This is a genomic window from Actinoallomurus sp. NPDC052308 (genome assembly GCF_040679195.1).
In the GTDB taxonomy this organism is placed as follows: Bacteria; Actinomycetota; Actinomycetes; order Streptosporangiales; family Streptosporangiaceae; genus Actinoallomurus; species Actinoallomurus liliacearum.
Map to the genome: position 1 here is coordinate 85,019 of NZ_JBFAUM010000009.1, position 24,799 is coordinate 109,817.

The following is a 24,799-nucleotide window of genomic DNA, read 5'->3' on the forward strand; positions in this document are numbered from 1 at the left end:
GGTGGTGGACGGACTGGTCACGTCAGCGCCTCCTCGGCCTCGAGTTCGGAGCGGAGCGACGCCCGCTGTTCGTCCAGTTGCGGGGTCGGGACGTCGTAGACGTGGTCGAACATCCCGAGGGGGGCGAGTTCGGGGTCGGCGTTCATCGCGGTGCGCAGCCGGGCGGCGAAGTCCTCGGCGGCGGCCGCCGCCTCCGCGACGTCCTCGTCGCCGAGGTGGCCGCGGCGGCGCAGGTACGCCTCCAGCCGGGCGATCGGGTCGCGCCGGCGCCACTCCTCGGCCTCCGCGTCGGTGCGGTAGCGGGTCGCGTCGTCGGCGTTGGTGTGCGACTCGAGACGGTAGGTGTGCGCCTCGACCAGGAACGGTCCCTGGCCGGAGCGCGCGTGCTCGGCGGCGGCGGACAGCACCGCGAGCATCGCCACCGGGTCGTTGCCGTCGACGCGCTCGGAGCGGATTCCGTACCCGACGCCCTTGTGCGCCAGGGACGGCGCCGCGGTCTGCCGGTCGAGGGGGACGGAGATGGCGTACTGGTTGTTCTGCACCAGGAACACGACCGGCGCCTTGAAGACGGCGGCGAAGTTCAGGGCCTCGTGGAAGTCGCCTTCGCTGGTCGCGCCGTCACCGACGCAGGCGAGCGCGATCCGGCCGCTGCCCTTGCGCCGTTCGGCGTAGGCGAGTCCGGCGGCGTGGACGGTCTGGGTCGCCAGCGGCGTGCACTGCGGCGCGACGTGGTGGCGGTGCGGGTCGTAGCCGCAGTGGGCGTCGCCGCGCAGCAGGGCGAGGACCTCCGTCGGCTCGATGCCGCGCGTCACCAGGGCCATGGACTCCCGGTACGTGGGGAAGAGCCAGTCGCCGTCCTCGAGGGCGAGGACGGCCCCGACCTGGCAGGCCTCCTGCCCATGGCTCGACGGGTACACGGCGAGGCGTCCCTGCTTGGTCAGTGCCGTCGCCTGGGCGTCGAACCGGCGTCCCACGACCATCGCGCGGTACGCCCGGCGGAGCGTCTCCGGGCTCGGCAGCGGATAGCGGGGACGGCCGCGCACCGCCGTTCCCGTGTCGGTGAGGAAGCGGACCGGCCGCTCCGAGGGGAGCAGCGCCTCCGGGCCGCCGTCGTGCTGTCGATCCGTCATACGGCCCTGCCTTCCATGCTCGGCCAGTGCTAGGAATATCGTGGCAAAACAGCCAAAAGGCCAGAACTAACCCGAAAACACGGACGAACGGCTCGACTGGGAGGGGCCTGTGGATCATCTGTCCTTCGAGGCGACGGCAAGCGCCGGTCCCGCCGGACGATCGGCGGCTCCGCTCGACGACGTGGACCGCGCCATCCTGCGCGAGCTGGAGCGCGACGGGCGGCTGTCCATGCGCACCCTCGCCGAGCGGGTGAGCGTCTCCCGCTCCAACGTCTACGCACGCGTGGAACGGCTGGTCGCCGAGGGCGTCATCACCGGGTTCACCGCCCGCATCGATCCCGTGCGCACCGGCCTGGGCACCGCGGCGTACGTCCTCCTGACCATCGAGCAGCACTCCTGGCGGGAGGTCACCGCACGCCTGCGCGACGTGCCGTACATCGAGCACCTGGCGTTCGTCGGCGGCGACGTCGATCTCGTGATACTCGTCCGCACGCCCGACAACGTCACGCTGCGCGACGTCGTCCTCGCCCGGATACACACGCTCCCCGGCATCCGGTCGACGCGCACCTGGCTCATCTTCGACGAGGCGGCAGGAGACCACCGCCTGCACTAGGGGAAAGCTTTCTTTGCGGTCGTCCGCCACAACGCATTGACTGGTCTCGTGAGCTCATCGGGCGACCTGACGCTGGTGACCGGGGCCGGGGGTGGCGTCGGCGGTGTGGGCCGTACGGTCGTGGAGTCGCTGATCGGCCGCGGCCGGGCCGTCCGCGCGATGGCGCACCACGACGACCGGCGCGCCGACGCCCTGCGCGGCCTCGGCGCGGACGTGGTCGTCGGCGACCTCACACGTCCCACCGATGTGGCGCGGGCCTTGGACGGCGCCCACAGGATGTTCTTCGGGATGAGCGTGTCGCCGTCCTACCTGGAGGCCGCCGCCACCGTGGCCACCGTGGCCCGCTCGCTCGGCGGGCTCGAGATCCTGGTCGACATCTCCCAGATGACGGTGTCGCAGATGGACGCCCTGAGCTCGGAGGAGTCACGCCAGCAGCGGCTGCACTGGCTGTCGGAGCAGCTGCTGGACTGGTCCGGCCTGCCGGTAGCGCACATCCGCCCCACGATCTTCCTGGACAACCCGCTCTTCACGGTGCTGGCCGCGAGATCCATCGCCGAACGGGACACCATCGAGCTCCCGTTCGGCCGGGGCCGCACCTCACCCATCGCGGCCGAGGACGTCGCACGGGTCGTCACCGCGGTCCTCGATGACCCTGGCCCGCATATCGGGCAGGTGTACGAGCTGACCGGCCCGCGTTCGCAGGACATGACGGGCGTCGCCGAGGAGTTCTCCGGCGCGTTGCGCCGCCACATCTCCTACGTCGACGTGTCTCCCGATGAGTGGGCCGACAAGGTGCTGTCCCGGGCCGAGCTGGGCTCGCACGTCGAACAGCACCTGGCCACCATGGCCCGGCTGCACCGGCGGCACCGCTACGACCGCTCGACCCGCACGGTCGAGCGGATCACCGGCCGACCGGCTCAGAGCATCGAGGAGTTCGTCGCCCGGCATGCCGGGATCTTCCAGCGGCAGGACGAATGAGGCTCCGAGCCTGCCGGTTCATCGTCGCCGAAGCATTCAGCGGTCAGTCGCCCGACCTGGTCACCGACGTGCACTTGCGGCCGGTGTCGGCACCGGACCGGGCCGCCGGAATCGTCGCGTTCGAGTAGCTCCGATACGTCTTATTGCCGTAGAACTTATTGCCCTTGCCGCACTTGTTCGCGCGCGAGAAGACCCAGTAGGTGAAGATCCCCTTGTAGCCGTTCCCACGGGTCTTGCCCTTGTGATCCTTACCCGTCTTGAACACATTGCTCCGCGCGACGTTGTAGCTGCTGCCGTCGCTGGCACGGATCGGGTCACCGGAGATCACCTGGAAGGTGTTTCCCTGGACCAGGCCGTGGTTGCTCCCAGGGGTCTTTCCCGTGGGGTTGAACGCGAAGTAGACGGCGTGCATGTTGCCGGGCTTGACGGTGTTCTCAAGGTTGCTGAACTTGTTGTTCAGGATCTGTGGCTTCTCGACGTAGTTGAGGTGCACTGCGGCGTAGCCGTTGCCTCCCTTGACCCAGGCGTTGCCGAGATGGGTGAAGGTGATCCCCTTGATGACGAGGCCGCGCACCGGACCGTCGGTCTTGTTCCCCTGCGCCTTGATGCCGCCGTCGCCGTAATTGCGGATCGTCATCGGGCCCTTGAAGACCAGTTTGGCGGACTTCGGCGTGACGATCGTCCAGTATCCCTTCTTCTTGGCGGCCTGCCCGTCGAAGACGACCGGGCCCGTACCCGCCTGTGGCGCCACCGTGATCGTCTCGTCCGGGGTGCCCGCCGTCCAGCGCATGTCCGCGTCGTGGTAGGTCCCCCCGTGAAGGACGACGGTCACGTTCTTCGCCCGCCTCGCCGCGATCACCGCCTGCGCGTCCGTCAGGGAGCCGACCGCCGTCTGCGCGGTGATGCCGACGCTGCCCGCCGAGTCGGCGTGCGCCTCCCCCGAGCGACCGGCGACCGAGGCACCGCCCGGTCGCACGTAGACGGTTAGGGCGTCGCTTTCGGCGGCCGTCTTCACCGTCGGCTGCGGAGATGCGCACGCCGTGAGAACCAGGAGGCCGGAGACGCCGATCGCCAGGGTCGCTGCCCGCATACTGCTCCTTCTGCATACAAGTGGATCTTTCGGTGAAGCACCATCAAAGCGCATCAGAAGATCCCGCGTCGGGGTTTTGATATGGGTCGAAAGCCCTCGCGCGGATCGAGAGACCGATGCGGCACACCAGGCCGGACGTCGGCGGGCGGCGTGCGCGGCATGGAAAGGTGCTCGCCGGCCGTTCCGTTAAGCACATCGATTCATCTCACGGGCGCGTCGGACCAACCTGATCGTCCTGCCCGGCGGAGACGTTGGAAATGGGGCCGTACGGCGGTGGAATCCGCCAATCGAACCGCACCACGGAATCGGCGAGGAATTTCCTGTGAGGCCAGGGAAGACGGCGCTCGACGGTGGAGAAGGTCACGACCTCGGGCCGGCACGGGGGACCGGCCCGCGTCCAGCGTCGCCCACCCGGCACCGCCCGACGCAGGCCTCCTGACGACGCCTGGCCTGGGAGCCGCAGACCAACGGCGGACCGACCTCCGTCGGGGTCTTGACGGGCCCGTCGCGGCGGGGGCATCATCACCCCCAATCTGAGATCGTTCTCACAGTGGAGCCTGCATTGAGCCTGGTACGCCAGCCCGTCCGTCCCCTTGGCCCGATTCCCGATACCCTCCGTGGCGATATCGACGTCGCCGTGACGCCCGAGATCGAGGCTCAGGTGACCGCCTTCGTCGAGAAGGCGCTCAAGCCGACGACCCGGGTCATCTACCTGGTGGGCTGTGGCGGCTCGCTGTTCATGTTCGGGGCGATGCGCTTCATCCTGGAGCGCTCCCCCATCCCCGCGGTGGCGCTGAACGCGGACGAGTTCATGCTGCGGGATCCGTCCGCCCTCGGTCCCGACTCGATCGTGATCGCGAGCAGCACGAACGGCGGCACCGCCGAGACGGCGCGGGCCGTCCGGTTCGCCCGGGACGCCGGGGCCCCGGTGCTGCTCGTCACGAAGGACCCGGAGAGCGTCGTCGCCAAGGAGGCGGCGGACATCGTCCTGCACCGCAGCGTCGAGGCCAAGCAGGTCCTCCAGGGGCTCATCGCGTACGCCCTGCTCAAGGCGCAGGGCGTCGCCGACGACTACGACGAGGCCGTGGCCGCCTTCCGTGGCTGCTCGGCGGCGTTCGAGACCTCCGTCCGCGAACTGGACGACCTGCTGCGTGACATCGCGGCGGCGTGCGTGGACGAGCCGTGCGTGTACGTCCTCGGCTCCGGTCCCCTGGAGGGCGCGGCGCAGACCTTCGGGGCCTGCTACCTGCAGGAGATGCAGATCAAGCACGCGGTCGCCACCGGCTCGGGCGAGTTCCTGCACGGCGCCTTCGAGGTCGTCGACGGCGAGGTGCCGGTGATCCTGCTGCTCGGTGAGGACGCCACCCGTCCGATGGGACAGCGGGCGCTGAACTTCCTGGAGCGCTACAACCACCGAAACCACGTCATCGACGGCGCGTCCCTGTCGCTTCCGGGGGTGCCGGCGGACCTGCGCGCCACCGTCGGGGCGTTCGTCATGGCCAGCGCGGTCACCGCCCGGCTGGCGCAGCACTTCGAGGCGTTCTCGGGCCGTCCGCTGACCGACCGCCGTTACATGTGGAAGGTCGAGTACTGATGCGGCTCGCCGCCGTCGGTGACAACATCATCGACTGCTATCCGGAGACCGGGCACATGTACCCCGGGGGCAACTGCGTGAACGTCGCCGTCCACGCGGCCCGCGCCGGAGCCCGGTCCTCCTACGTCGGATCGGCCGGGCGGGACGAGCGGGGCGACCAGCTCGCCGCGGCCCTGCGGGCGGAGGGCGTCGACGTCTCACGCCTGCGGCGGCCGGCCGGTCCGACCGGCTACGCCACGGTGGTCAACGTCGGCGGCGAGCGCACCTTCGGGCCGTACGACCGGGGCGTGGCGCGGTTCCGGCTCGACGACGAGGACCTGGAGTTCATCGCGGCCCACGACCTGGCGCACTCCAGCTACTCGGCGCAACTCGAGGAGCAACTGCCGGCCGTCGCGGAGCGCCTGCCCCTGTCGTTCGACTTCGACGCGCACACCGGCGACGAGTACGCGGCCCGGCTGCTCCCGCACGTCACCTACGCCTTCTTCTCGGCCTCCCATCTCAGCGAGGCCGAGACCGGCGACCTGCTGCGCTGGGCGTGCGACCAGGGGGCGCGCGTCGCCCTGGCGACCCGCGGCGCGGCGGGCGCGCAGCTCTTCGACGGCCGCGAGTTCTTCGCGGAGCCGGCCGCCCCGGTCGACGTGGTCGACACCCTGGGGGCCGGGGACACCTTCATCGCTCATATGCTGACCGGCCTGACCTCGGGTTTCGGGAAGCAGGAGACCCTGCGCCGTGCCTGTGCGCACGCCGCCCGCGTCTGCACCTCCCTCGGTGCCTTCGGGCACGCCAGACCGATCACCTCCGACCTGACACGGCACCTGTCCGCCACAGCAGCAAAGGAATCCTCATGACCGGTACCCGGGGTGGCCGCGCCGGCGCGGCCCTGGCCGCGTTCGCGGCGTGCGCGGCACTCGTCCTCTCCGCCTGCGGCAACGACTCCAAGACCTCCACCGCGTCCGGGGACGCGGCCCCGAAGCAGGCGGCGGACCCCGCGGTCGCCAAGCTCGTGCCCGCGAACCTCAAGAGCGCCAAGGTGGCCGTCTTCGGGGACTGGGCCCCGGAGGAGTACGTCGAGAGCGGCAAGATCAAGGGCTGGAGCGTCGACCTAGCCAAGGCGATGGCGGCCAAGATGGGGATGACCTTCACCTACCAGGCCACCGGCTTCGACGTCATCATCCCCGGGCTGGACAACGGCCGGTACGACGTGGCGGTGGCCTCGCTCGGCGTGACCCCCGACCGGCTGGCGAGCCTGGACTTCGTGCCCCTCCAGAAGGAGGGCACCGCCTTCGGCTGGAAGAAGGGCTCGGGGCTCAACGTCCAGAAGATCCAGGACGTGTGCGGCAAGTCCGTCGCGGTGCTCACCGGGGCGTGGGAGTACAAGTACCTGACGGAGAACAACGCCAAGACGTGCGGCTCCACCCCCATGCGGATCGAGCAGTTCAAGGACCAGCCCTCGGCCGAGCTCGCCGTCACGTCGGGCCGCGTGCAACTGGTCGCCGCCGGATCCGGGAAGCTGAAGTACAGCGCGAAGCAGAGCGGCCAGCTCGACACCTCCGACCTGCTCGTCAACGCGGTCTACAACGGCCTGGGCGTGAAGCAGGGCAGCCCCCTCGGCCCGGCGCTGAAGGCGGCGCTCCAGGCGGTCATCAACGACGGCACCTACGCCAAGATCCGCTCCCAGTGGGGCGTGACCAGCCAGGGCGACCTCAAGACGGCCGTCCTCATCACCAAGGCCCACCCCGAGGGCTGATGCCGCCCGGGGCCCTCTGACCCACCCCCACGTGAAGGAGTCGACGATGCAGATGGCGGGCAGCCCGGCCGACCAGGCCGAAGATGACCGTGGGTTCCGAAGTGCCGAGGGCACGCGGAAGGTGCCGCTCCGGCACCCGTGGTGGTGGGTCGGAGGGGTCGTCCTCATCCTGATCATCGGGATGTTCGCCCAGCTCCTCGTGACCAACCGGAACATGAAGTGGTCGACGGTCCTGGAGTACCTCTTCGACGGCGAGATCCTCAGCGGGCTGGTCACGACCCTAGAGCTGACGGTCCTCGCCATGGTGATCGGGCTGGCCCTCGGCATCCTGCTCGCGGTCATGCGGCTATCCGCCAACCCGCTGTTCCGGTCGGTGAGCTGGCTGTGGCTGTGGTTCTTCCGCGGCGTGTCGCCCCTGGTCCAGATGGTCTTCTGGTTCAACCTGGCCACGCTGATCCCGAAGCTCAAGCTCGGAGTCCCGTACGGCCCCACGCTCGCGTCGTGGGACACCAACACGGTCATCTCGGCGTTCACGGCGGCCATCCTCGGCCTGTCCCTGACCGAGAGCGCCTACGCCGCCGAGATGATCCGCGCCGGCATCCAGGCGGTCTCGAAGGGGCAGACGGAGGCGGCGCTGTCGATCGGGATGTCGAGGTTCCAGGTGATGCGCCGGGTCGTCCTGCCGCAGGCGCTGCGCATCGTCGTGCCGCCGATCGGCAACGACCTGATCTCGATGCTGAAGTTCACCTCGCTGGTGAGCGTCCTCGCCACCCCGGACCTGCTCTACAGCGCCCAGATGATCTACTCCCGCAACTACAAGACGATCCCGCTCCTGCTCGTGGCCACCATCTGGTACCTCGTGCTGACCACGCTGCTCACCGTGGCCCAGCAGCAGGTCGAGAAACGGCTCAAGACGACGCACCAGGCGGGCGCGGTGAAGAACGTCAAGCGGCTGCGGTTCCTCCCCTCGTTCGGAAAGGCGTGAGCCGGTCATGCTCCCTCTCCTGCGCATCGAGAAGGTCAACAAGGCGTTCGGCGGGAACCACGTGCTGCGCGACGTCTCCCTCGACGTCCACGCCGGCCAGGTGCAGTGCGTCATCGGCCCGTCCGGTTCCGGCAAGAGCACCCTGCTGCGCTGCGTCAACCGGCTGGAGGTCCCCGACAGCGGGCACGTCTACCTCGACGGGGAGCCGATGGGCTACCGCTGGAAGGGCGACGCGCTCCGCGAGATGACGTCGTCCCAGCTCGCGGCCCAGCGCCGCCAGATGGGCATGGTCTTCCAGGGCTTCCACCTCTTCCCCCACCGGCGGGTCATCGAGAACGTCGTCGAGGGCCCCGTCGTCGTGGGCGGCGTGGACCGGGCGACCGCGCGCCGGCGGGCGATGGAGCTGCTGACCAAGGTGGGCCTGGCCGAGAAGGCCGAGGCGTACCCCGACTCGCTGTCCGGCGGGCAGCAGCAGCGCGTCGCGATCGCCCGTTCCCTGGCCATGCGGCCGAAGCTCATGCTGTTCGACGAGCCCACCTCCGCGCTCGACCCCGAACTGGTCGGCGACGTGCTCGCGGTCATGCGCGACCTGGCGGACGAGGGGATGACCATGATCGTGGTCACCCACGAGATGGGCTTCGCGCGGGACGTCGCCGACCACGTGGTCTTCATGGACGGCGGTCGCGTCGTGGAGGCCGGCCCGCCGGAGCAGATCTTCGCGGCACCCGAGCACGAGCGCACCCGTTCCTTCCTCGCCCGGGTGCTCTGAGATGGACGTCCTGATCCTGTCGGACGCGCAGATCCGGGCCGCCGTCGGCGCCGCCGACGTCGTGGACTCCCAGGACCGCGCCTTCCTCCTGGCCGCCGAGGGCGATGGCGTACGGTCGGCGCACACGCACTACACGACGTTCGCCCCCGACGGCATGGCGTTCGTGCACAGCGCCGTCGCGGCCGGCGAGACCGGCGTCGTCTTCAAGGCCGGCACGCAGCATCCCCGGAACGCGGAGCGGGACCTGCCGACCGTGCACGCGACCGTGACCGTACACGACCCGGACTCCGGCCGGACCGTCGGCGTGCTGAACGGCACGACGATCACCGCGCTGCGCACGGCCGGCGGTCTGGTCTCGGCGGCGCGGGCCCTGTCCCCCGACCGGCCGCACACCGTCGGCGTGCTGGGGGCCGGCGCGCAGGCCACCGAGTTCGTCGGCCTGATGCACGCGCTGCTGCCGGTCGACCGGTTCCTGATATGGAGTCCCAGGCTGCACGCCCTCGGCCGGGCGCACCTCGACGCCCGCCTGGCGGATCTCCCGGTCGAGGTGGCCGCGTCACCGCGGGACCTGTGCGAACGCAGCCGTACGATCGCCGCCTGCACCCTCAGCCGTACCCCGGTGATCGAGGGAGCCTGGCTGGGGGCGGGCACGACCGTGCTGACGATGGGCTCGTACGCCCCCGACCGATGTGAGATCGACGTCGCCTGCTCCGCGCGGGCCGCCCGGACCTTCACCGACCTGCCCGAGCAGGCGCTGCGGTCGACCGGGCCGGTGCTGGAGGCCGTACGGGCGGGCATGCTGAAAGAGGAGGCGGTGCATCCGATCGCCGAGGTGCTCCGCGGTGATCACCCAGGACGCGCCGACGAAGCGGAAACTGTAGTGTTCCACAGCAATGGCCTGGGTGTTCAGGACGCCCTGCTGGCATGGCGCGCGTACGCCGCCGCCCGCTCGAACGGCATCGGCACCCGGGTCGACCTGTGAGCACGCCGCCTCCGCACGAACCAGAAGGAACTCAACGTGGCGACTGAACCCGGATCCCGGGAACGCCCCAAGCGGTCGCGGCCCAACATCAACGACGTCGCGAAACGCGCGGGCGTCTCGCGGGCCACCGCTTCCCGTGTGCTCGGCGGGTACGGCTACTCCAGCCAGGAGGTCATCGAGCGGGTGAACCAGGCGGTCCGCGAACTCGGCTACGAGCCGGACCGCATCGCCCGTACGATGCGCAGCGGCAAGTCCGACGTCATCGGCTTCGTCTGCGCCGACATCTCCGACGCGTTCTTCTCCGCCGCCATGCGCGGCATCTGCGACGTGGCCCTGCGCGAGGGCTCCCAGGTCATCGTCATGAACACCGACGACCGGGCGAGCCAGGAACAGCAGGCCACCAAGGTCCTGCTCTCGCACAAGGTCGACGGCATCATCATCACCCCGATCTCGGTGCGCGAGCACGGTCACATCGACGCCGTCACCCGGGCCGGAGTCCCCGTCGTGTCGCTGGACCGGCAGCTCAGCGACGCCGGCATCGACAGCGTCGTCGCCGACAACGAGGCGGCGACGACGGCCGCGATCGACCACCTCATCGCCCTCGGCCACCGCCGCGTCGCCTTCCTCGGTTCGGTCCAGCCCGAGGAGCCCCCCGCGCTGCGGATCGGCAAGGTACGGGCGAGCGTCGCGGGCCCCTCCCGCCCCTCCCTCGACCGGGTACGGGGATACCTGCGGGCGTTGTCCGCGGCGGGCCTCCACCCCGACCGCGACCTCATCGCCCTCGTCCCGCACGGCAGCGAGCCGAAGCGCCGCACGCAGGCCGTCGAGGCGATGCTCGACATCGAGGATCCGCCGACCGCGCTGTTCACTGCCGACAGCTACATGACCAAGAGCGCGTTCTCGCTGCTCTCCGAGCGAGGGATCGCGATCCCCGACGAGATCTCCCTGCTCGGCTTCGACGACCTGGAGTGGACGACGCTGGTGCGCCCGAGGATCTCGGTCGTCGTGCAACCGTCGTACGACATGGGCCGCGCCGCCGCCGAGCAACTGTTCGCCCAGATCGGCCGCGCCGACGCCACGGACGGCGACGGCCGCGGCCGCCGCACCGTCGTCCCGGCCCGCTTCCTGGAACGCGACAGCGTCGCGGCGACTGCCAGAACCTGAGTCTCCGGCGGGGCCTCTTCGAGAACCTGGATTGCGGGGCCCAGCCTGCTGCGGACGGTCGCTCCCGTAAGACCCGCACAACGCAAATCCGGGGATGTGCAGCCAGTACGTCACCCACAAGCACCAGGAGATGATCCTCGTGGCACGTGATTCCTCCTACACGAGGAAGGAAGGCCGCACCGCCAGGGTGAGGCTCAACGACCGGACGCGTGCAGAACTGCGCGACCCGGCGGTCCGCGAAGACGCGTTGACCGAAGCCGAGTGGTACTTCCCGCCTGGCAGCCCGCTGAAGGTCCGGCGCGGCGAGGTCACGCCGCGCCTCGACCCGGACGGCAGCCCCACCGGCACGTTCGACATCGAGACCAAGGTCACCAAGCGTCGCTGGCACCGATGACCAAGTGGCGGGCGTCTCCCGATGACGAATGACGCCCGCCGCGAACCGCAGCCCCCGTCCTGGGGAGGGCTGCACACGGTTTAGGAATCCACAGGCGACTCGACGGCCGCAGCGGTCCTGACCTGCGGAGGGCTACCGTCAGGGTGGGGCGAGTACGGGCGTCATCCCGCGTATATCCTGCGTGCGGTGCTCGTGCTTCCGGGTGTCCGCTTCGCTCTCCGTACGGCCGGCGACCGCGTGACCCTCGTAGTGTCGGCGAGAGGAGGTGACGGTGACCATCAGCAACGCGGAGTACGCGGCCGAGCCATCCGAGCGCGGCTCAGTGTCGCTCGACGAGTTGGCGCGGCGCAAGCGCATCAGGCCGATCGAGTCCGCCGACGATCTCGCCCAGGACGACGTCTTCGACACCGACAAGGAGCTTGACGCCTTCCTGGCGCACGTCCACGCCTCCCGTCACGCCGACCTCGCCTGAGTAGCCGTGGATCGCGTAGTCCTCGACACGGACGTCTCGTCCCTCAGCCTGAAGCGTCGGCTCCCCTCCCCCGTCATGACCCGGCTGATCGGCAAGCAGCCGTGCATCACGTTCATCACCCTCGGCGAGCTGATCCAGTGGGCAGAGCTCCGGCAGTGGGGCCGCCGCAACCGCGACGCCCTCGGCCACTGGCTCGACGGCGTGATCGTGCTGCCGTACACCGATGACGTCGCCCGCTTATGGGGCCAGATCTCCGCGTACGCCATCCGCCGCGGTCGCCCCCGCCCTGCCAACGACTCATGAATTCGCGGCCTGCACCCTCACCTACGGGCTGCCGCTGGCCACCCTCACCGTCAAGGACTACGAGGACTTCGCCGAACACGAAGGCCTGACCCTGATCAGCCAATAACCGCACTACCGGACCGTAGTTGGAGTCGACCACAGTCCGCGACAAGAGTTGCCCAGTACCGATCGCTCTTGGCACTCTTCACTACGAGTCAGGCTACGGATGTCCACGGCCGTCCAGATCAGTCCGTTGACCTGCTCCCCCAGCGATCCGGAGTCCACATCCGTCCAAGGTCATCCAGTCCTGGTGTTAGCACTCACGTTAGCAAGATGGTCCGCCACGTGCCGAGGCCCCTCGTGCTCATCTTCCTACATCGCCTTCCTCGTAGCTGCCTGCCGTAGGCCGGTTTGCTGTACCTCCGTGCTGTACCGCAGTCGGCTACGGCCCGTGTGTCGAACCGGTCGACCTGCCGCTTACAAGGAATACGGACACCCCTGGTCACAGGGTATCCGCCGAGGTCGACGGCGTTGGACATGCGCCGATGGCTGCCCCCGGTTGCCGTCGTTGCCGTCACCGTTGCCGTCAGCCGCACCCGCGTCGTCTGAGGACAAGCCGACCCGGACTGCAGGTGCCCCAAAGACCCCGAGGACCGAAAGCGTCGCGCAGCCCGATATTGGCCGAGTCCAGCGCTGGCTACTCAGGACGCCAATCGCACGCCACGCGTACGGTCGCCCGTACGCCGCCACCTCACTTTCCGGCGGGCCAGCCCTTGGCCACCGCCTGCACCGACTCCTTCCGCATGTCCTCGTCGGAGTCATTAGCGGCGCGATCACGCAGGAGCGGCAGAGTCCCCGGATCACCCGGCCAACCCTCGGCCACCGCCCGCACCGCCGCTTCTCGCACGTCCCCATCGGGGTCGTTAGGGGCACCGTCACGCAGCAGTCGAAGAGCCTCAGAATTACCCGGCCAGCCCTCGGTCTCCACAGAACCCGGGGCGGTTCACCCCTTCTATATACAGGGTTGTCAGCTTCCATGCTCTGCGTTGGCCTTCTCAGACGCTCAACGGGGGTAAGCCCAAGGCGACATGGTGTTTGAACGTGATGGCGCAACGGCCAACGCCGAGGCAATACCCCTTCGGGCGCACAGAAGAAAACCTTTATCATGTATGACCGAGGGCCGGGAACTTGTGGCGCTACCGCATCCGACGGTGGCTTCTAGGCGTCAAGACACTAAACGTTCCCGCAATGCTGAAGTCAACAGCCGACCAAACAGACGGGAAGTGGCAAATGCCTGAGGTTTCGCAAGCTCTTAGCGAATCCATCACTTTTATGTCAGAGGACTTCGAAGTCCTAGACTTGGCATTGCGCGTCAGTCCTGAACTCCGCTTTGCGGCATTCATCCTCAAACTTGCTCGAGCCGCGAATATTCAATATCCGGTGACATCAATTGATGACATTGTCACGCATATTCCTTCCGGTCGTATCGGGGCGGCAGGTCATGTCGTAACGGGAGAATCGTTGCGCATCTTCTTCCCGAGAGAATTCCTCCCGATAGAGAGCCAGGGTGACCTGCTCACGAAAGCATATCTTACCTTGCTCCACTGCCAGGAGGAAACCAATAAAGTGACAGGTGTTGATCCGGTGATCCTCGATTATATCGTGGATTTTATAAATGACCTGCGTGCGGGCGTGGAGCATTAATGGAAAGGGAGAGTGGACTAGATGTCAAATCCTACCTATACATTCTGTCGACATGGAGTCTGGACGGAGCTTTATAGTGGTCCGGAATTTAGTGGGCTTGCAACACTATGGTCGACGACGGATGTTCCAGTACAGTGGCGCGCCTATAGGTCTAGCCCTCCATGGGAAATTGACGGAGAGGTTAGGGCTCACAAGGATAGTGGCGCTCAATTTGTCGTTGGCCCTACCGGTTGGATAGTAATTCAGGTGAAGCCAGATGTAGACGCATACTTGAAAATATCCTAACCAGGTAAGCCGTGCGGCGCGGTGCGCAACAACCCGTTCTTAACCCGTCGACCTCTGGGCCGCCGCAGTAACAACGCATGCTGTACGACGGCGTTGCCCGTTTTTCGCGCTGTACAGTAGGGGTTCATACTGCGCGCCGGCGGATTTACAGAGGGTCGGCGATTCCACATCCACCCACCCTCGGACCTCAGGGAACAGCGAGGCGCTGTCCCTACGCGCCACCGCTCATCCCGCACATATCCCGCGTGGTGCGCGCCTCGGTGGCCGCCGTCTCCAAGAACCACACGAGCCGGCGATTCGGGCGGGGGCAGCCGAGGGCCTCCCTCAACCGCGGCCACATGTCCGCCTCAACCGGATACCAGTCGGCGTCCCGCTCAGGCCCCCGGTCCAACATGTCACGAAGGCGATCCAACTGCTCAGCAGTGATCGGGAAGATTGCCGGCGAACCTTCTCGCACGGGATAGCCAGCGAGTTGCCAACAAGCGTCGGCGCATCGTGCACAGGCTCGTCATACACAACTACAACGTACTGAGAGGCACCGACACGACCAGCAGCAGCGGCGTGTAGCACCGTCGCCTTGATCCGCAGAAGCAGGCAGCATCCGATCCGTAGTCAGGCTACGACTGTCCACAGCCATCCAGAATCGGCCTGTGAACTGGCATTCGTCCGCCCACTAGTCCAGACCTGTCCAAGATCGTCCGCGGCGGTTGTTAGCACCAGCGTTAGCACTCGGCGGGCTGCCCCCGCACAAGGCGCGTTCGAGCCAGGCGGCGTTGATCGCGAAGATGCAGGAGGGGAAGCGGCCGAAGCCGGGTCCTTGCCGGTGCGGATGCTGGCTCAGCGTTGACAACCGGCACACATTGTCCAAGGCCAAATGAATGCAATAATTCAGTCTCTAAGCAGTCTCGAAAAAAGATACTCGCGCCAGAACGTTGACATGACCGCAGAGCTGGATGCATGGTGACTTTAGGTAACTTGTGACACTACGGCTGGTCTCGGGTGCAGTAGCTTCTCGCTTCCAAAGTCATCTGGGCAGGATCTCCCCTGAGAAAGCCGAAGTGAGGGGCGGATCGACAGGATTGGGTCGTCTGTGGCCCGACCATGAACCGTCGGGGCTCTGGAGGTGAAACATGCCGTTGCTTACCGACTACTGGTTCAGGAACTGGTACTGGTACGGTCAGTTCGAACAGTTCAATCAGCCGTTCAATAACGATGGGGAGTCATTCTCGGCCCCCAAGGATAGCTCGTCCGCCGCGACACTGACGTGGGTGCGTGAGGACAATGAGCAGATCATTCAACTCACGAAGACCGTCCAAAATCCTGCCATCACAAATACGGTCAAGGACATCCTCAAAGGCACCAAGGCCACACTCTCGTCCGATCTGAAGGCACATGGCATATTCTGGAAGGACGTTTATCCCTACAACGACCCTAAAGACTCCCATCGACATCAGCCACGGGACATGCTCGTGCGAGTCTATTTCACGATACATATCCACCATCCGAAATGGTATTGCACGGACGCCGACGCCGCTTTGTCATACTACCTCCTGTTCTGGCTGGACGAGGCGGGATACCTACACGGAAGCGCAGACTATGCCACCTCGTTTTTGCTAGGGGGAGGCTGGCCGTTTTGCCAGAAAGGAATCGAGAATACCATCCGCAAAGCGATGCAGGACGGTATGCCGAGGGTCCAGAATGTCCTTGACCAGGCTATTAAGCTGGGAGCCAGCGGGAAATACAGCATGCAGTATTTCCTGCCCGGTGATGGAACCCGTACCGACGGCCACAGCAACCAGAATGGCTTCGAGGATGTCGCCCTCGTCCTGCTCCCGACGTAGAACTGACCACGCGGGTCGCGCCTCCCGTCGACTGCTGCCCGATAGCAGGCCCTCGATGTGAAGATGACCGTTGGCAAGAATCACCCAGAGTGGCGGTCTTGCTGGCCGCATGCCCAGAGCGATCGGCCAGGACCCTCACCTTCCACACATATCTGCAAATTTGGAACTGTATCACGAAATTTTGTTCGATCGGGACAGGCATTATTCGAGGACAAGCCGACCCGGACCGCAGGGTCGGCCACGGCCCGAGGACCGGAAGCGGCGCGTCGAAATCTAGGACCGGCGGAAAGCATCACCCGATAACGAAACGTCGCCCATCAACCGAGGTTGCACAAGGCTGGCCATTTCGGTGACGGCTTCCTGGCCGCTAGTTGTGGCTGCTTCCAGCGCCTCCGATGGTGGGACCCTGCGGCCAGAGGGCTTCGAGATCGGCCGGTGTGAGTGGTGTCCGGTAGGCGGCTTCTAGCACCTGGCCGATCGTCGCGCTGTCGGCCTCGACGAGGTTGGCGAACCAGTCGATCCCCGCGACGTAAGCCCACATGTACGTGCGGAGTAGCGGATCGGTACTGCGGTCGGTCAGCGTGCCGGCGATCCGGTCGTTGCTCCACCAGGGGACGCGTCGTCTGGCGTGCCGTACGCAATCTTCGATCGGCGTTCCCGCGTTGATGGCCAGGTGGAGTTCGGCTCGCACGAGTTGGAGGTAGTGGTCGATACGGACACGACTGATCAATGCTTCGTCGTCGGGGCTGACGAACAGGGGCATGGCTTGGGCGAGTCCTTCGAGGAGGATCTGCTGAGGACCGTGGACCGATGACAGGCGTACCCAGGGGACGTCTTCGATTCGGCATCGGGTGGCGATACTCGCGCTTTGCAGCCCGTGGCCGAGGACTTCGTGAAGGGCGAACTGGCGGACCTGGACCTTGGTGAACGTCGCGTTCCGCATGTTGAGCCGGAGCCGGACCTGCTGACCGGCGCCGTCCAGCCAGTACGCCCAATAGGCGTCGACGGAGGTCGTCTCCACCGTCAGCTCGTACGGGGCGCTGCTGCCGGTCCTGCGACGGACCGCAGGCTCGTACTCGGCGGCGGCCTGCCGGATCGCGTCCGGTGCCGCGTCTGCGTCGATGTGCCCTTCCGCTTGGGCGAGGTCGGTGATGGTGGTCTCTCCCCAACCGACGCCGAGTGCGTCAAGGCAGGCGCGGGCCTGCTCGCCCTTCGCGGTGACGTATTCGGTCGGCCATCCGGCTGCGGAGCACCCCTGAGTAGCGCGGATGTAGACATCCAGCGGCGGGCGCTCGCCCATCAGCGCGCGAAGATACGCCAGATCGGCGGTGATCCGTTTGAGGACGGCGGGATCCTGTACCTCAGCGGTCAGCTCGCTCAGTCGCTCGAAGGTGGTGAGCCGGTCGGCGGGCGTTGGCGGGTCGTCTTCGGGCGGGAGGAAATCGAAGTCGATGACGGCAGGCGCGCCCCGGTCCAGCTCGTGCCGGTTCCAGGCTCGAAGAGTGTGCTCTACGGCGTCACGCGCGCTCACGCGTCACCGTCCAGCGCAGCGTGACCGACTGGCCAGGGCGTAGGTAGTCGCGGGTCAGCGTGATGATGACGTCGTCCCCTTCGTAGTCCCAGATCAGTTCTTCGGTAGCGGAGACCTCCAGGCCATCTTGATGCTCCTCGATGGCCGAGCAGCCGATCAAGTCCCCGGCGTCCGCTTGCCGGAGGTTCAGGGTGAAGCGGCGGGTGTAACGGTTGATGCCTTGGCGCCAGTACAAGGCGTCTTCGAACCTGCCGCCCTCGCAGACATAGCCGATCACCGCGGACTCTCCTGGTTGGATCGCCGGCGATAGCTGGCAGGCGAACTTCGACAGGTTCGGGGTGTCATGTCTGCGCTGAATCGCCATGCGCCTGGTGCTCTCTCGCAACGGGGAGAGGTCGAGCCTGCCGATGGTGTGCTCGAACCATAGCTCCCGCGCAAGGCGGGTCAGCGGGCGGTCCGTCAAGTTCAGCAGCTCGTAACGGTAGGTGACGTGTGCTGCCCCGCCACGGGCGATATGGATGTCGATGCGGGTGTCTAGGTCGATGATGTAACCGGCGAGGTGAGCGAGTTGGCTGATCTCCTCATCGCTTAAGCACTGCTCCTGCTTGAGCTTGAGCAGTCGCTGGCCCACCCGCTGGGTGCTCTCACTCACGTTCGCGGCGTCACGCGCGGACAGCCTGGTGTGGCCCCTCCCCGCCTGCGACTGCTCCGGCCCCCACTCGATGGCGCTGACCGCCGGACGATCAATGCGGCTCTCGATGACATCGAACAGCCCGGCCCCGTCAGATACGCCTCTTTCTGCGACGTTCGGCATGTCGGTCTTGTATGGCTCGAACAACTGCGTCGCCGTGTAACCCGGGAGCATCTTCTCCAGCACCCGGCAGTGATGAGGGTGTGGAAGCCCCTTCAACTCGCCGGACAGCCATCGATTGAACTGTGCACGGCTGGGCCAACTGCCGACGAGCTCCGGATCGATCACACGCGCCACTTTGTCGTATTCCCGACAAAATGCACCATGCGGCTGTAGGTGCTTTTCCCGCAGTACGACCTTGAGCCGAATCAGCATAGTGGCCACCGCTATGCCCCTCCCTGCAACCGCCCGGATGCGTCGAACGTAACACGAGGGAGAACGAAACGAGACACAACTGAGCAGCAAAAGCCGCAGACGGCACTTGTCCGATATCGAGACGGGACACTGGGCCTCGGCAAGCTCCTACGTGCGACGACTCGCAGCCATCCGGCTGCGGGCGGGGTGACGGGCTGCGGGACTGGCGACAGCAACAAGCGGATCTGCGCTTACCTCTATCCGCTCAGATGCAGTCAGGAATCACGCAGGTCTCCCAGTCGGCCCCGCTTCAACGAAAGGAGCACATAGTGGCTAAGGTCAACCAGGAGCAGTCGCTTGAGACGCTGATCGAGTTGTGTCGCCACTTGGCTGCCCTGGGTCTCAAGCCCGGGCTGAGCGATGCGCGTCCGGCCGTATCGCTTCGAAGCGATCTCACCCAACAGAAGATATGGGTGGAAGTCGACGCCTCACGCGGATCCTTCGTGTGGCGACGCGACGAGTATGAAGCTCACACAGCCGACGACCCCGCCGGCGCGGCGGCGCGACTCGCCGAATACCTGAAAAGGCGTGATACGGGGCCAGGCGGACGGCCATGAGCACGGATCCGGTCGCCGTGTTGCATCGGCGGTTTCCGGGGCTGGTGTTCTGGTTCGGCGTACGTACGGGGGCGTGGTGGGCGATCGTCCCTCCCCCGGCCGGATGGCGACTGATCGAGGCGGCCGATCCTGATCAGTTGACCCAGGCGGTCATCAAATCCCAATCGTGGCCCTGGCCCTCGCCCCGTGAAGGCGCACGCTGGAAGCTGGGCGAGGGGCGATGCCACTGACGGTCACTCGACACAGAGCCCCGGGTCGGCTGAGAACCAAGCGATCTAGCCTCCAACTTGGCCGGGGCGGTCCCTGTCTCGACGGTGACGAGGAACGGATCAACCGCGTGATCGAGAAGGCGCTTGCCGCGTGAGGCAAACTGCGGTGACAGGGCTCCGGGTCATCCCCGGAGCCCTTCGCCTTCTTGGGGCTGACCTGGGTCGACGCCCGATTTTTCATCCCGCGTATATCCCGCGACCAGCGGCCGGAGGCTGCTTCCGATGGCATCTGGCTGCACACCCGGTTCCGGGCGATCGTCCGTCGGTACCGGCAGTGATCACCGAGACTTCGGTTCTCCGCCCCGGCGTACGCTGGGCCTGGCCGCGCACACGGCCACTGCGGTCGCGGTCACACCAGCGAAGTCGGAGAGCGTTCGTGAGTTGGCTTCCCCCTGAGCAGTACATCCAGACGCTCCCGAGCGCCACGATGTACGCGGCGCTGTACTTCACCGATGTCGCCGGTGACCCCTTCGCGCTGCGGTCGGCCCAGGGCGCGGAAGCGTGGCAGTTCCCCGGCGGCAACGTCGAGCATGGTGATGCCACGCCCTTCGCCGCGGCGGTGCGCGAGTGCCGGGAGGAGATCGGCCTCGACTTCGCGGGCGAACCGCGCCTTCTCCTGACGCATTTCCTGCCGCCCCGGCCCGCATGGCCGTGCGCCAAGGTCGGCTTCGTCTTCGACGGCGGGGTGCTCACACCCGACCGGCTCGATCGCATCGTCCTCGATCCGGTGGAACACACCGACTGGCTCGTCCAGCCTCTCGGCGGATGGAAAGAGGCCATGAGTCCGCCGCTCTTCGCGCGTCTCGCGGCCGTCGCCGAGGCACGCCGCACGGGTCGCGCGGCGTTCCGCTGCGAGCCCGTCTGACCCGCGACGTGCGCTGATCGCCCGTGATGCGGGGTGACCATTGAGTCACCCGACCAGCAGTGACTACTCTCCGTCAACCAAATCTCACGCTCTGCTATAACTCCTTGCGTACGGTACACCTCTTGATCGAGGAGGACCATGAACATGATCGTTCGCCGGGTCTCGCTGGCGGTGGCCGGTGCCGCCGTCACGGCGGGGGTGGCGGGGCCGATGTCGGCGGCGCATGCCGATGAGCCGCTGCCCTGCCCGCGCATCTTCGGGGTGGTGTGCGCCTTCACCGGGCCGCACGGCCACGGCCATCTGCGGCTCATCCACCAGGAGGAGCGGTTCCTCGCCCCGCCGGTCCGCAGCGCGCAGAACCAGGACGCCCGGCCCTGGTGCCTGTACGACCACCCGGATTTCAACGGCGAGAGCCGCGAGCTCGCTCACGGCCAGTCCATCGGCGACCTCGGATTCGAGGCGTCCTCCGCCCGGCCGGGGAACTGCACGGTCCGATAGCCCGTGTGCCCGGCCCGCCGCGTCGCGGCGGACCGGGCGTTCGGTCAGACGGTGAACTCGACGCCCTGGGCGAGGGGGAGCTCGCCGGAGTAGTTGATGGTGTTGGTGGCGCGGCGCATGTAGCCGCGCCAGGCGTCCGAGCCGGACTCGCGGCCGCCGCCGGTCTCCTTCTCGCCGCCGAAGGCGCCGCCGATCTCGGCGCCGGACGTGCCGATGTTGACGTTGACGATGCCGCAGTCGGAGCCCTCGGGCGAGACGAACAGCTCCGCCTCGGCCTGGTCCCGGGTGAAGATGCTGGACGACAGGCCCTGGGGCACCGCGTTGTTCAGCGCGATGGCCTCTTCCAGGTTCTCGTACGGCAGGACGTACAGAATCGGGGCGAACGTCTCCCGGGTCACGATCTCGGTCTGCTCCGGCATCCGCACCAGTGCGGGCTCGGTGTAGTAGGCGCCCGGCGCCTGCTGGTCGAGCCTGCGCCCGCCGCCGGCCACGAGCGTGCCGCCCTGGGCGACGGCGGCGTCCAGCGCGCCGCGCATGGCCTCGTACGCGCGCTCGTTGATGAGCGGTCCGACCAGGGTGCCGGCCGTCAGCGGGTTGCCGATCGGCAGCCGGCCGTACGCGTCGGCGAGGCGGTCGACGAGTGCGCCGACGACGTCGGTGTGGGCGATGACGCGGCGCATGGTCGTGCAGCGCTGGCCCGCCGTCCCGGCGGCGGAGAACACGATGCCGCGCACGGCGAGGTCCAGGTCGGCCGACGGGCACACGATGGCGGCGTTGTTCCCGCCGAGTTCGAGCAGTGACCGCCCGAACCGCGCCGCGACGCGCGGTCCGACCGCGCGGCCCATGCGCGTCGAGCCCGTCGCGCTGACCAGGGCGATCCCCGGGTGGTCGACCAGCGCCTCCCCGACCTCGGGACCGCCGAGGAGGACCTGGCTCAGGTTCTCGGGCGCGCCCTCCTCGACCGCAGCGCGGTCCAGGATGGCGGCGCACGCGAGGGCGGTCAGCGGGGCGAGTTCGGACGGCTTCCAGATGACCGGGTCGCCGCACACGAGGGCGATCGCGGTGTTCCAGGACCAGACGGCCGCCGGGAAGTTGAACGCGCTGATCACCCCGACGACGCCCAGCGGGTGCCAGGTCTCCATGAGCCGGTGGCCGGGCCGCTCGGAGCTGATCGTGCGCCCGTACAGCTGGCGGGACAGGCCGAGCGCGTAGTCGCAGATGTCGATCATCTCCTGGACCTCGCCGAGCGCCTCGGAGGTGATCTTCCCGACCTCCAGGCTGATCAGCGTGGCGAGGTCGTCCTTGTGCTCGGTGAGCAACCGGCCGAACCGCTTGACCAGCGCGCCCCGCACCGGCGCGGGTACCCGGCGCCAGGCCAGGAACGCCTCGCGGGCTCGTCCGACGGCCTCGTCGACGGCGCCGGCGTCGACCCACCGGACGGCGGCCAGGCGCTCGCCGTTGATCGGCGAGGTGGTCGTGACCCCGGCGCCGAGCGCGTCCACGTCCACACCGCAGCGCTTCGCGGTCTCTCGCGCCAGGGCGGCCAGTTCGTCGGCGCCGGGCAGCGTGGTCACCATCAGGGTTCTCCCTCGAGTAGTGGGTTCTGGTCAGACGATATTCAGCTCGGGACGTGCCCCGGCCCGGTCGAACCGCCGCGCGTCCAGGCCGGTGACGTCCACGAACGGCGCGCGGTCGAGGTAGAGGTCGCGGACGACCTCCCCGACGGCCGGGCCCATCAGGAAGCCGTGGCCGGAGAAGCCGGTGGCGTAGATGAACCGGTCGACGCTCGGCGCGGTCCCGATGAGCGCGTTGTGGTCGGGCGTCACCTCGTACAGGCCCGCCCATCCGGTGCCGAAGCCGACGTCCAGCAGGGCGGGGGCGCGGTGGGCCATGGCCTCACCGAGGCGGGGCAGCCAGGCGTCGGACCGGTCGAGCTTGAACCCCGGCGTCTCCTCGGGGTCGGACATGCCGATCAGCAGGCCGCGCCCTTCCCGATGGAAGTAGAACGAGGTGGCGAAGTCGATGGTGAACGCCGTCGGCGGCAGGTCCGGGATCGGCTCGGTGACCAGGATCTGCCGGCGCAGCGGGGTCACCGGCAGGTCGACGCCGGCCCACGCGCCGACGGCGCGCGACCAGGCGCCGGCCGCGCAGATCACGGTGTCGGTCTCGATGCGGCCGCCCTCGGTCTCGACGGCGACGATGCGGCCGTTCAGCGTGTCGATGCCGGTGGCGGCGCAGTTCGGCAGCAGCGTCGCGCCGTGCCGCCGGGCCGCGCCCGCGTAGCCCAGCACCACGGACTCGGGTGTGCAGTGCCCGTCGGTGGGCGAGTACGCCGCGGCGAGCAGCCCGTCGGTGTCGATGAGCGGGGACAGCTCCGCCGCCTCGCGCGGCGTGATGATCCGGCTGGGCACGCCGAGGTCGTTCTGCACGGCGACGTTCCGCTCGAACTCCGCGACGGCCTCGGGCGTGTCGAGCAGGAACAGGTACCCGGGCTTGTGCAGGTCGATCTCCTGCCCGAACCGCTCGGCGAAGGTCTCGAACGTCTGCAGGCTGCGCACGGCGAGCTCGATGTTGACCCGGTCGGAGAACTGCGCGCGCACTCCCCCGGCGGCCTTGGAGGTCGAGCCGGAGCCCAACGGCCCCTGGTCGATCAGCACCACGTCGGTCACGCCCGCCGCGGCCAGCTCGTACGCGGCGGCGACGCCCATGACGCCGCCGCCGATGATGACCGCCGACGCGCGGGTGGGCAGCTCACGACTCATCGACAGGTTCCTCTCAGACGTGCTCGGGCACGCGCCGGCGCAGGACCATGGCCTCGCGGACGCGGCTCTGGGCCAGCGCGTACGCCGCCTCGTGGGGGGTGACCTCCGCGCGGCGGGACTCGCGGAGCACGGCGACCGCGTTGGCGCGCAGCTTGCCGGAGATCATGGGGAAGACGTCACCGGGCTCCACCTGGAAGGGCGAGTAGCGGGCGTCCATCGAGTGCGCGGCGGCGACGATGCCGCCGGCGTTGGCGATGAAGTCGGGCACCACCGCGACGCCGCGCTTGTGCAGGATCTCGCGGGCCGCGGGCGTGGCCGGGAGGTTCGCGCCCTCGACGACCAGCCTGGCGGTGGTCGACCCGGCGACGTCGACGTCGATGACGTCCTCGCGGGCGGCGGGCACGAGGATGTCGGTCTCCGCCGACAGGGCCCGCTCCGCGGGCTCCGGCGGGCCGTACTCGCGGACGCAGTCGTCGCCGAGTTCGGCGCTGAGCGCGAGAAGGCGGTCCACGTCGAGGCCGTCGGGGTCGTACGCGCAGCCTGCCACGGTGGACGCGGCCACGACCACGGCGCCGAGTTCGCTGAGCCTGCGGACGGCCGCCCGGCCCACCGCGCCGAGTCCCTGGACGGCGACGCGGGCGCCGCGCAGCTCCAGGCCGAGCTCGGCGGCGGCCGCGTCGGTCGCCTCCGCGACGCCGTACCCGGTCACGCCGAGCTGGTCGTACGGGAAGCCGCCGAGCGGACCCGGCAGGCCGACGGCCGCCCCGCGGTCGCCGAGCTCGTCGAGCAGGATCGCGGCGTCGTTCTCGGTCAGGCCCATGTCGAGGCCGAAGACGTACTCCTTCGGCACCTCATTGGCCAGCGCCCGCGCGAAGGCGCGCAGGATCTCCTCCTTGTTCGGCGCCGTGGGGTCGGCCACGATGCCGGCCTTGGCGCCGCCGTGGAACAGGTCGACGGCGGCCCATTTCCAGGTCATCGTGCGGGCGAGCCGCGCGATCTGGCCGACGGTCACCGCCGGGCTCATCCGGGTGCCGCCCTTGCCCATCCCGCGGGCGGTGTTGTCCAGCACGAGGACACCCCGCATCCCGGTTCTGCGGTCGGACACGCAGACGACCTTCTCGGGTCCCCACTCGTCCATGAGTGCGAAGACGTCATCGCTCACGGCAGCGCTGCCCACCTCTC

General features: G+C 68.0%; 25 protein-coding genes. 17 read left to right on the forward strand and 8 right to left on the reverse strand.

Annotation, left to right across the window (positions count from 1 at the left end; all coding sequences use genetic code 11):
- Window positions 1–17: 17 nt before the first annotated feature.
- Window positions 18–1,130, reverse strand: coding sequence for a pyruvate dehydrogenase (acetyl-transferring) E1 component subunit alpha (gene pdhA, locus AB0L00_RS22930; RefSeq protein ID WP_364437553.1), 1,113 nt, complete (start codon window positions 1,128–1,130; stop codon window positions 18–20).
- Between the two features lie 118 nt (window positions 1,131–1,248).
- Between pdhA and AB0L00_RS22935 the strand changes: the two genes are divergently transcribed.
- Together AB0L00_RS22935 and AB0L00_RS22940 are read left to right on the forward strand one after the other, a co-directional pair.
- Window positions 1,249–1,743, forward strand: coding sequence for an Lrp/AsnC family transcriptional regulator (locus tag AB0L00_RS22935; RefSeq protein ID WP_364437909.1), 495 nt, complete (start codon window positions 1,249–1,251; stop codon window positions 1,741–1,743).
- Between the two features lie 48 nt (window positions 1,744–1,791).
- Window positions 1,792–2,721: an NAD(P)H-binding protein gene (locus AB0L00_RS22940; RefSeq protein ID WP_364437555.1), complete on the forward strand. Its 930-nt coding sequence runs from the start codon at window positions 1,792–1,794 to the stop codon at window positions 2,719–2,721.
- A gap of 43 nt (window positions 2,722–2,764) precedes the next feature.
- Here AB0L00_RS22940 and AB0L00_RS22945 read toward each other — a convergent pair whose 3' ends face one another.
- On the reverse strand, window positions 2,765–3,811 hold the full coding sequence (locus AB0L00_RS22945; protein ID WP_364437557.1) for a right-handed parallel beta-helix repeat-containing protein: 1,047 nt from the start codon (window positions 3,809–3,811) through the stop codon (window positions 2,765–2,767).
- Window positions 3,812–4,448: 637 nt separating this feature from the next.
- On the opposite strand from AB0L00_RS22945, the gene AB0L00_RS22950 reads away from it, so the two are divergent.
- From AB0L00_RS22950 to AB0L00_RS22995, 10 genes are all read left to right on the forward strand, one after another.
- Window positions 4,449–5,405: an SIS domain-containing protein gene (locus AB0L00_RS22950; protein WP_364437560.1), complete on the forward strand. Its 957-nt coding sequence runs from the start codon at window positions 4,449–4,451 to the stop codon at window positions 5,403–5,405.
- Entirely contained in the window at window positions 5,405–6,253 is an 849-nt protein-coding gene (locus tag AB0L00_RS22955) for a PfkB family carbohydrate kinase (protein WP_364437563.1), read from the forward strand. Before AB0L00_RS22950 ends, AB0L00_RS22955 begins: the two co-directional genes overlap by 1 nt.
- On the forward strand, window positions 6,250–7,152 hold the full coding sequence (locus AB0L00_RS22960) for a transporter substrate-binding domain-containing protein (protein ID WP_364437566.1): 903 nt from the start codon (window positions 6,250–6,252) through the stop codon (window positions 7,150–7,152). The genes AB0L00_RS22955 and AB0L00_RS22960 overlap by 4 nt, the downstream gene beginning before the upstream one ends.
- A gap of 46 nt (window positions 7,153–7,198) precedes the next feature.
- Complete coding sequence (locus tag AB0L00_RS22965) at window positions 7,199–8,137, forward strand: amino acid ABC transporter permease (protein ID WP_364437569.1); 939 nt, start codon at window positions 7,199–7,201, stop codon at window positions 8,135–8,137.
- Between the two features lie 7 nt (window positions 8,138–8,144).
- A complete protein-coding gene (locus tag AB0L00_RS22970) occupies window positions 8,145–8,906 on the forward strand; it encodes an amino acid ABC transporter ATP-binding protein (protein WP_364398860.1) in 762 nt (253 codons plus the stop codon).
- A gap of 1 nt (window position 8,907) precedes the next feature.
- The gene (locus AB0L00_RS22975; protein WP_364437572.1) at window positions 8,908–9,888 is read left to right on the forward strand and encodes an ornithine cyclodeaminase family protein; all 981 of its coding nucleotides are present in this window, start codon (window positions 8,908–8,910) and stop codon (window positions 9,886–9,888) included.
- Window positions 9,889–9,924: 36 nt separating this feature from the next.
- The gene (locus AB0L00_RS22980; RefSeq protein ID WP_364437575.1) at window positions 9,925–11,052 is read left to right on the forward strand and encodes a LacI family DNA-binding transcriptional regulator; all 1,128 of its coding nucleotides are present in this window, start codon (window positions 9,925–9,927) and stop codon (window positions 11,050–11,052) included.
- A gap of 94 nt (window positions 11,053–11,146) precedes the next feature.
- The gene (locus tag AB0L00_RS22985) at window positions 11,147–11,446 is read left to right on the forward strand and encodes a hypothetical protein (RefSeq protein WP_364437577.1); all 300 of its coding nucleotides are present in this window, start codon (window positions 11,147–11,149) and stop codon (window positions 11,444–11,446) included.
- A 271-nt stretch (window positions 11,447–11,717) separates the two neighbouring features.
- Window positions 11,718–11,918: a hypothetical protein gene (locus tag AB0L00_RS22990; RefSeq protein WP_364437579.1), complete on the forward strand. Its 201-nt coding sequence runs from the start codon at window positions 11,718–11,720 to the stop codon at window positions 11,916–11,918.
- A gap of 6 nt (window positions 11,919–11,924) precedes the next feature.
- Window positions 11,925–12,221: a hypothetical protein gene (locus AB0L00_RS22995; protein WP_364437582.1), complete on the forward strand. Its 297-nt coding sequence runs from the start codon at window positions 11,925–11,927 to the stop codon at window positions 12,219–12,221.
- 730 nt (window positions 12,222–12,951) lie between these two features.
- On the opposite strand, the gene AB0L00_RS23000 is transcribed toward AB0L00_RS22995, so the two are convergent.
- Window positions 12,952–13,188, reverse strand: a complete 237-nt coding sequence (locus AB0L00_RS23000; RefSeq protein WP_364437585.1) for a HEAT repeat domain-containing protein — start codon at window positions 13,186–13,188, stop codon at window positions 12,952–12,954.
- Window positions 13,189–13,448: 260 nt separating this feature from the next.
- Here AB0L00_RS23000 and AB0L00_RS23005 point away from each other — a divergent pair, with 260 nt between their 5' ends.
- The gene (locus tag AB0L00_RS23005; protein ID WP_364437588.1) at window positions 13,449–13,904 is read left to right on the forward strand and encodes a hypothetical protein; all 456 of its coding nucleotides are present in this window, start codon (window positions 13,449–13,451) and stop codon (window positions 13,902–13,904) included.
- 1,415 nt (window positions 13,905–15,319) lie between these two features.
- Entirely contained in the window at window positions 15,320–16,030 is a 711-nt protein-coding gene (locus AB0L00_RS23010) for a hypothetical protein (protein ID WP_364437590.1), read from the forward strand.
- Window positions 16,031–16,397: 367 nt separating this feature from the next.
- On the opposite strand, the gene AB0L00_RS23015 is transcribed toward AB0L00_RS23010, so the two are convergent.
- Both AB0L00_RS23015 and AB0L00_RS23020 read right to left on the reverse strand, forming a co-directional pair.
- Entirely contained in the window at window positions 16,398–17,561 is a 1,164-nt protein-coding gene (locus AB0L00_RS23015) for a hypothetical protein (RefSeq protein ID WP_364437593.1), read from the reverse strand.
- Window positions 17,548–18,627 (reverse strand): hypothetical protein, encoded by a 1,080-nt coding sequence (locus AB0L00_RS23020; RefSeq protein ID WP_364437596.1) that lies wholly within the window; start codon window positions 18,625–18,627, stop codon window positions 17,548–17,550. Before AB0L00_RS23020 ends, AB0L00_RS23015 begins: the two co-directional genes overlap by 14 nt.
- Before the next feature lie 308 nt (window positions 18,628–18,935).
- On the opposite strand from AB0L00_RS23020, the gene AB0L00_RS23025 reads away from it, so the two are divergent.
- From AB0L00_RS23025 to AB0L00_RS23035, 3 genes are all read left to right on the forward strand, one after another.
- Entirely contained in the window at window positions 18,936–19,223 is a 288-nt protein-coding gene (locus AB0L00_RS23025) for a hypothetical protein (RefSeq protein WP_364437599.1), read from the forward strand.
- 645 nt (window positions 19,224–19,868) lie between these two features.
- Entirely contained in the window at window positions 19,869–20,357 is a 489-nt protein-coding gene (locus tag AB0L00_RS23030; protein ID WP_364437602.1) for an NUDIX hydrolase, read from the forward strand.
- A 138-nt stretch (window positions 20,358–20,495) separates the two neighbouring features.
- Window positions 20,496–20,855, forward strand: coding sequence for a hypothetical protein (locus AB0L00_RS23035; protein ID WP_364437604.1), 360 nt, complete (start codon window positions 20,496–20,498; stop codon window positions 20,853–20,855).
- A gap of 44 nt (window positions 20,856–20,899) precedes the next feature.
- Here the strand turns inward: AB0L00_RS23035 and AB0L00_RS23040 are convergent, their stop codons facing one another.
- Genes AB0L00_RS23040 through AB0L00_RS23050 form a run of 3 tightly spaced genes read right to left on the reverse strand, consistent with a single transcriptional unit; the run spans window position 20,900 to window position 24,779 of the window.
- Window positions 20,900–22,432, reverse strand: a complete 1,533-nt coding sequence (locus AB0L00_RS23040; protein WP_364437607.1) for an aldehyde dehydrogenase family protein — start codon at window positions 22,430–22,432, stop codon at window positions 20,900–20,902.
- 30 nt (window positions 22,433–22,462) lie between these two features.
- Entirely contained in the window at window positions 22,463–23,617 is a 1,155-nt protein-coding gene (locus tag AB0L00_RS23045) for an FAD-binding oxidoreductase (protein ID WP_364437610.1), read from the reverse strand.
- A 13-nt stretch (window positions 23,618–23,630) separates the two neighbouring features.
- Window positions 23,631–24,779, reverse strand: a complete 1,149-nt coding sequence (locus AB0L00_RS23050) for a Glu/Leu/Phe/Val dehydrogenase dimerization domain-containing protein (protein ID WP_364437613.1) — start codon at window positions 24,777–24,779, stop codon at window positions 23,631–23,633.
- Window positions 24,780–24,799 lie beyond the last annotated feature (20 nt).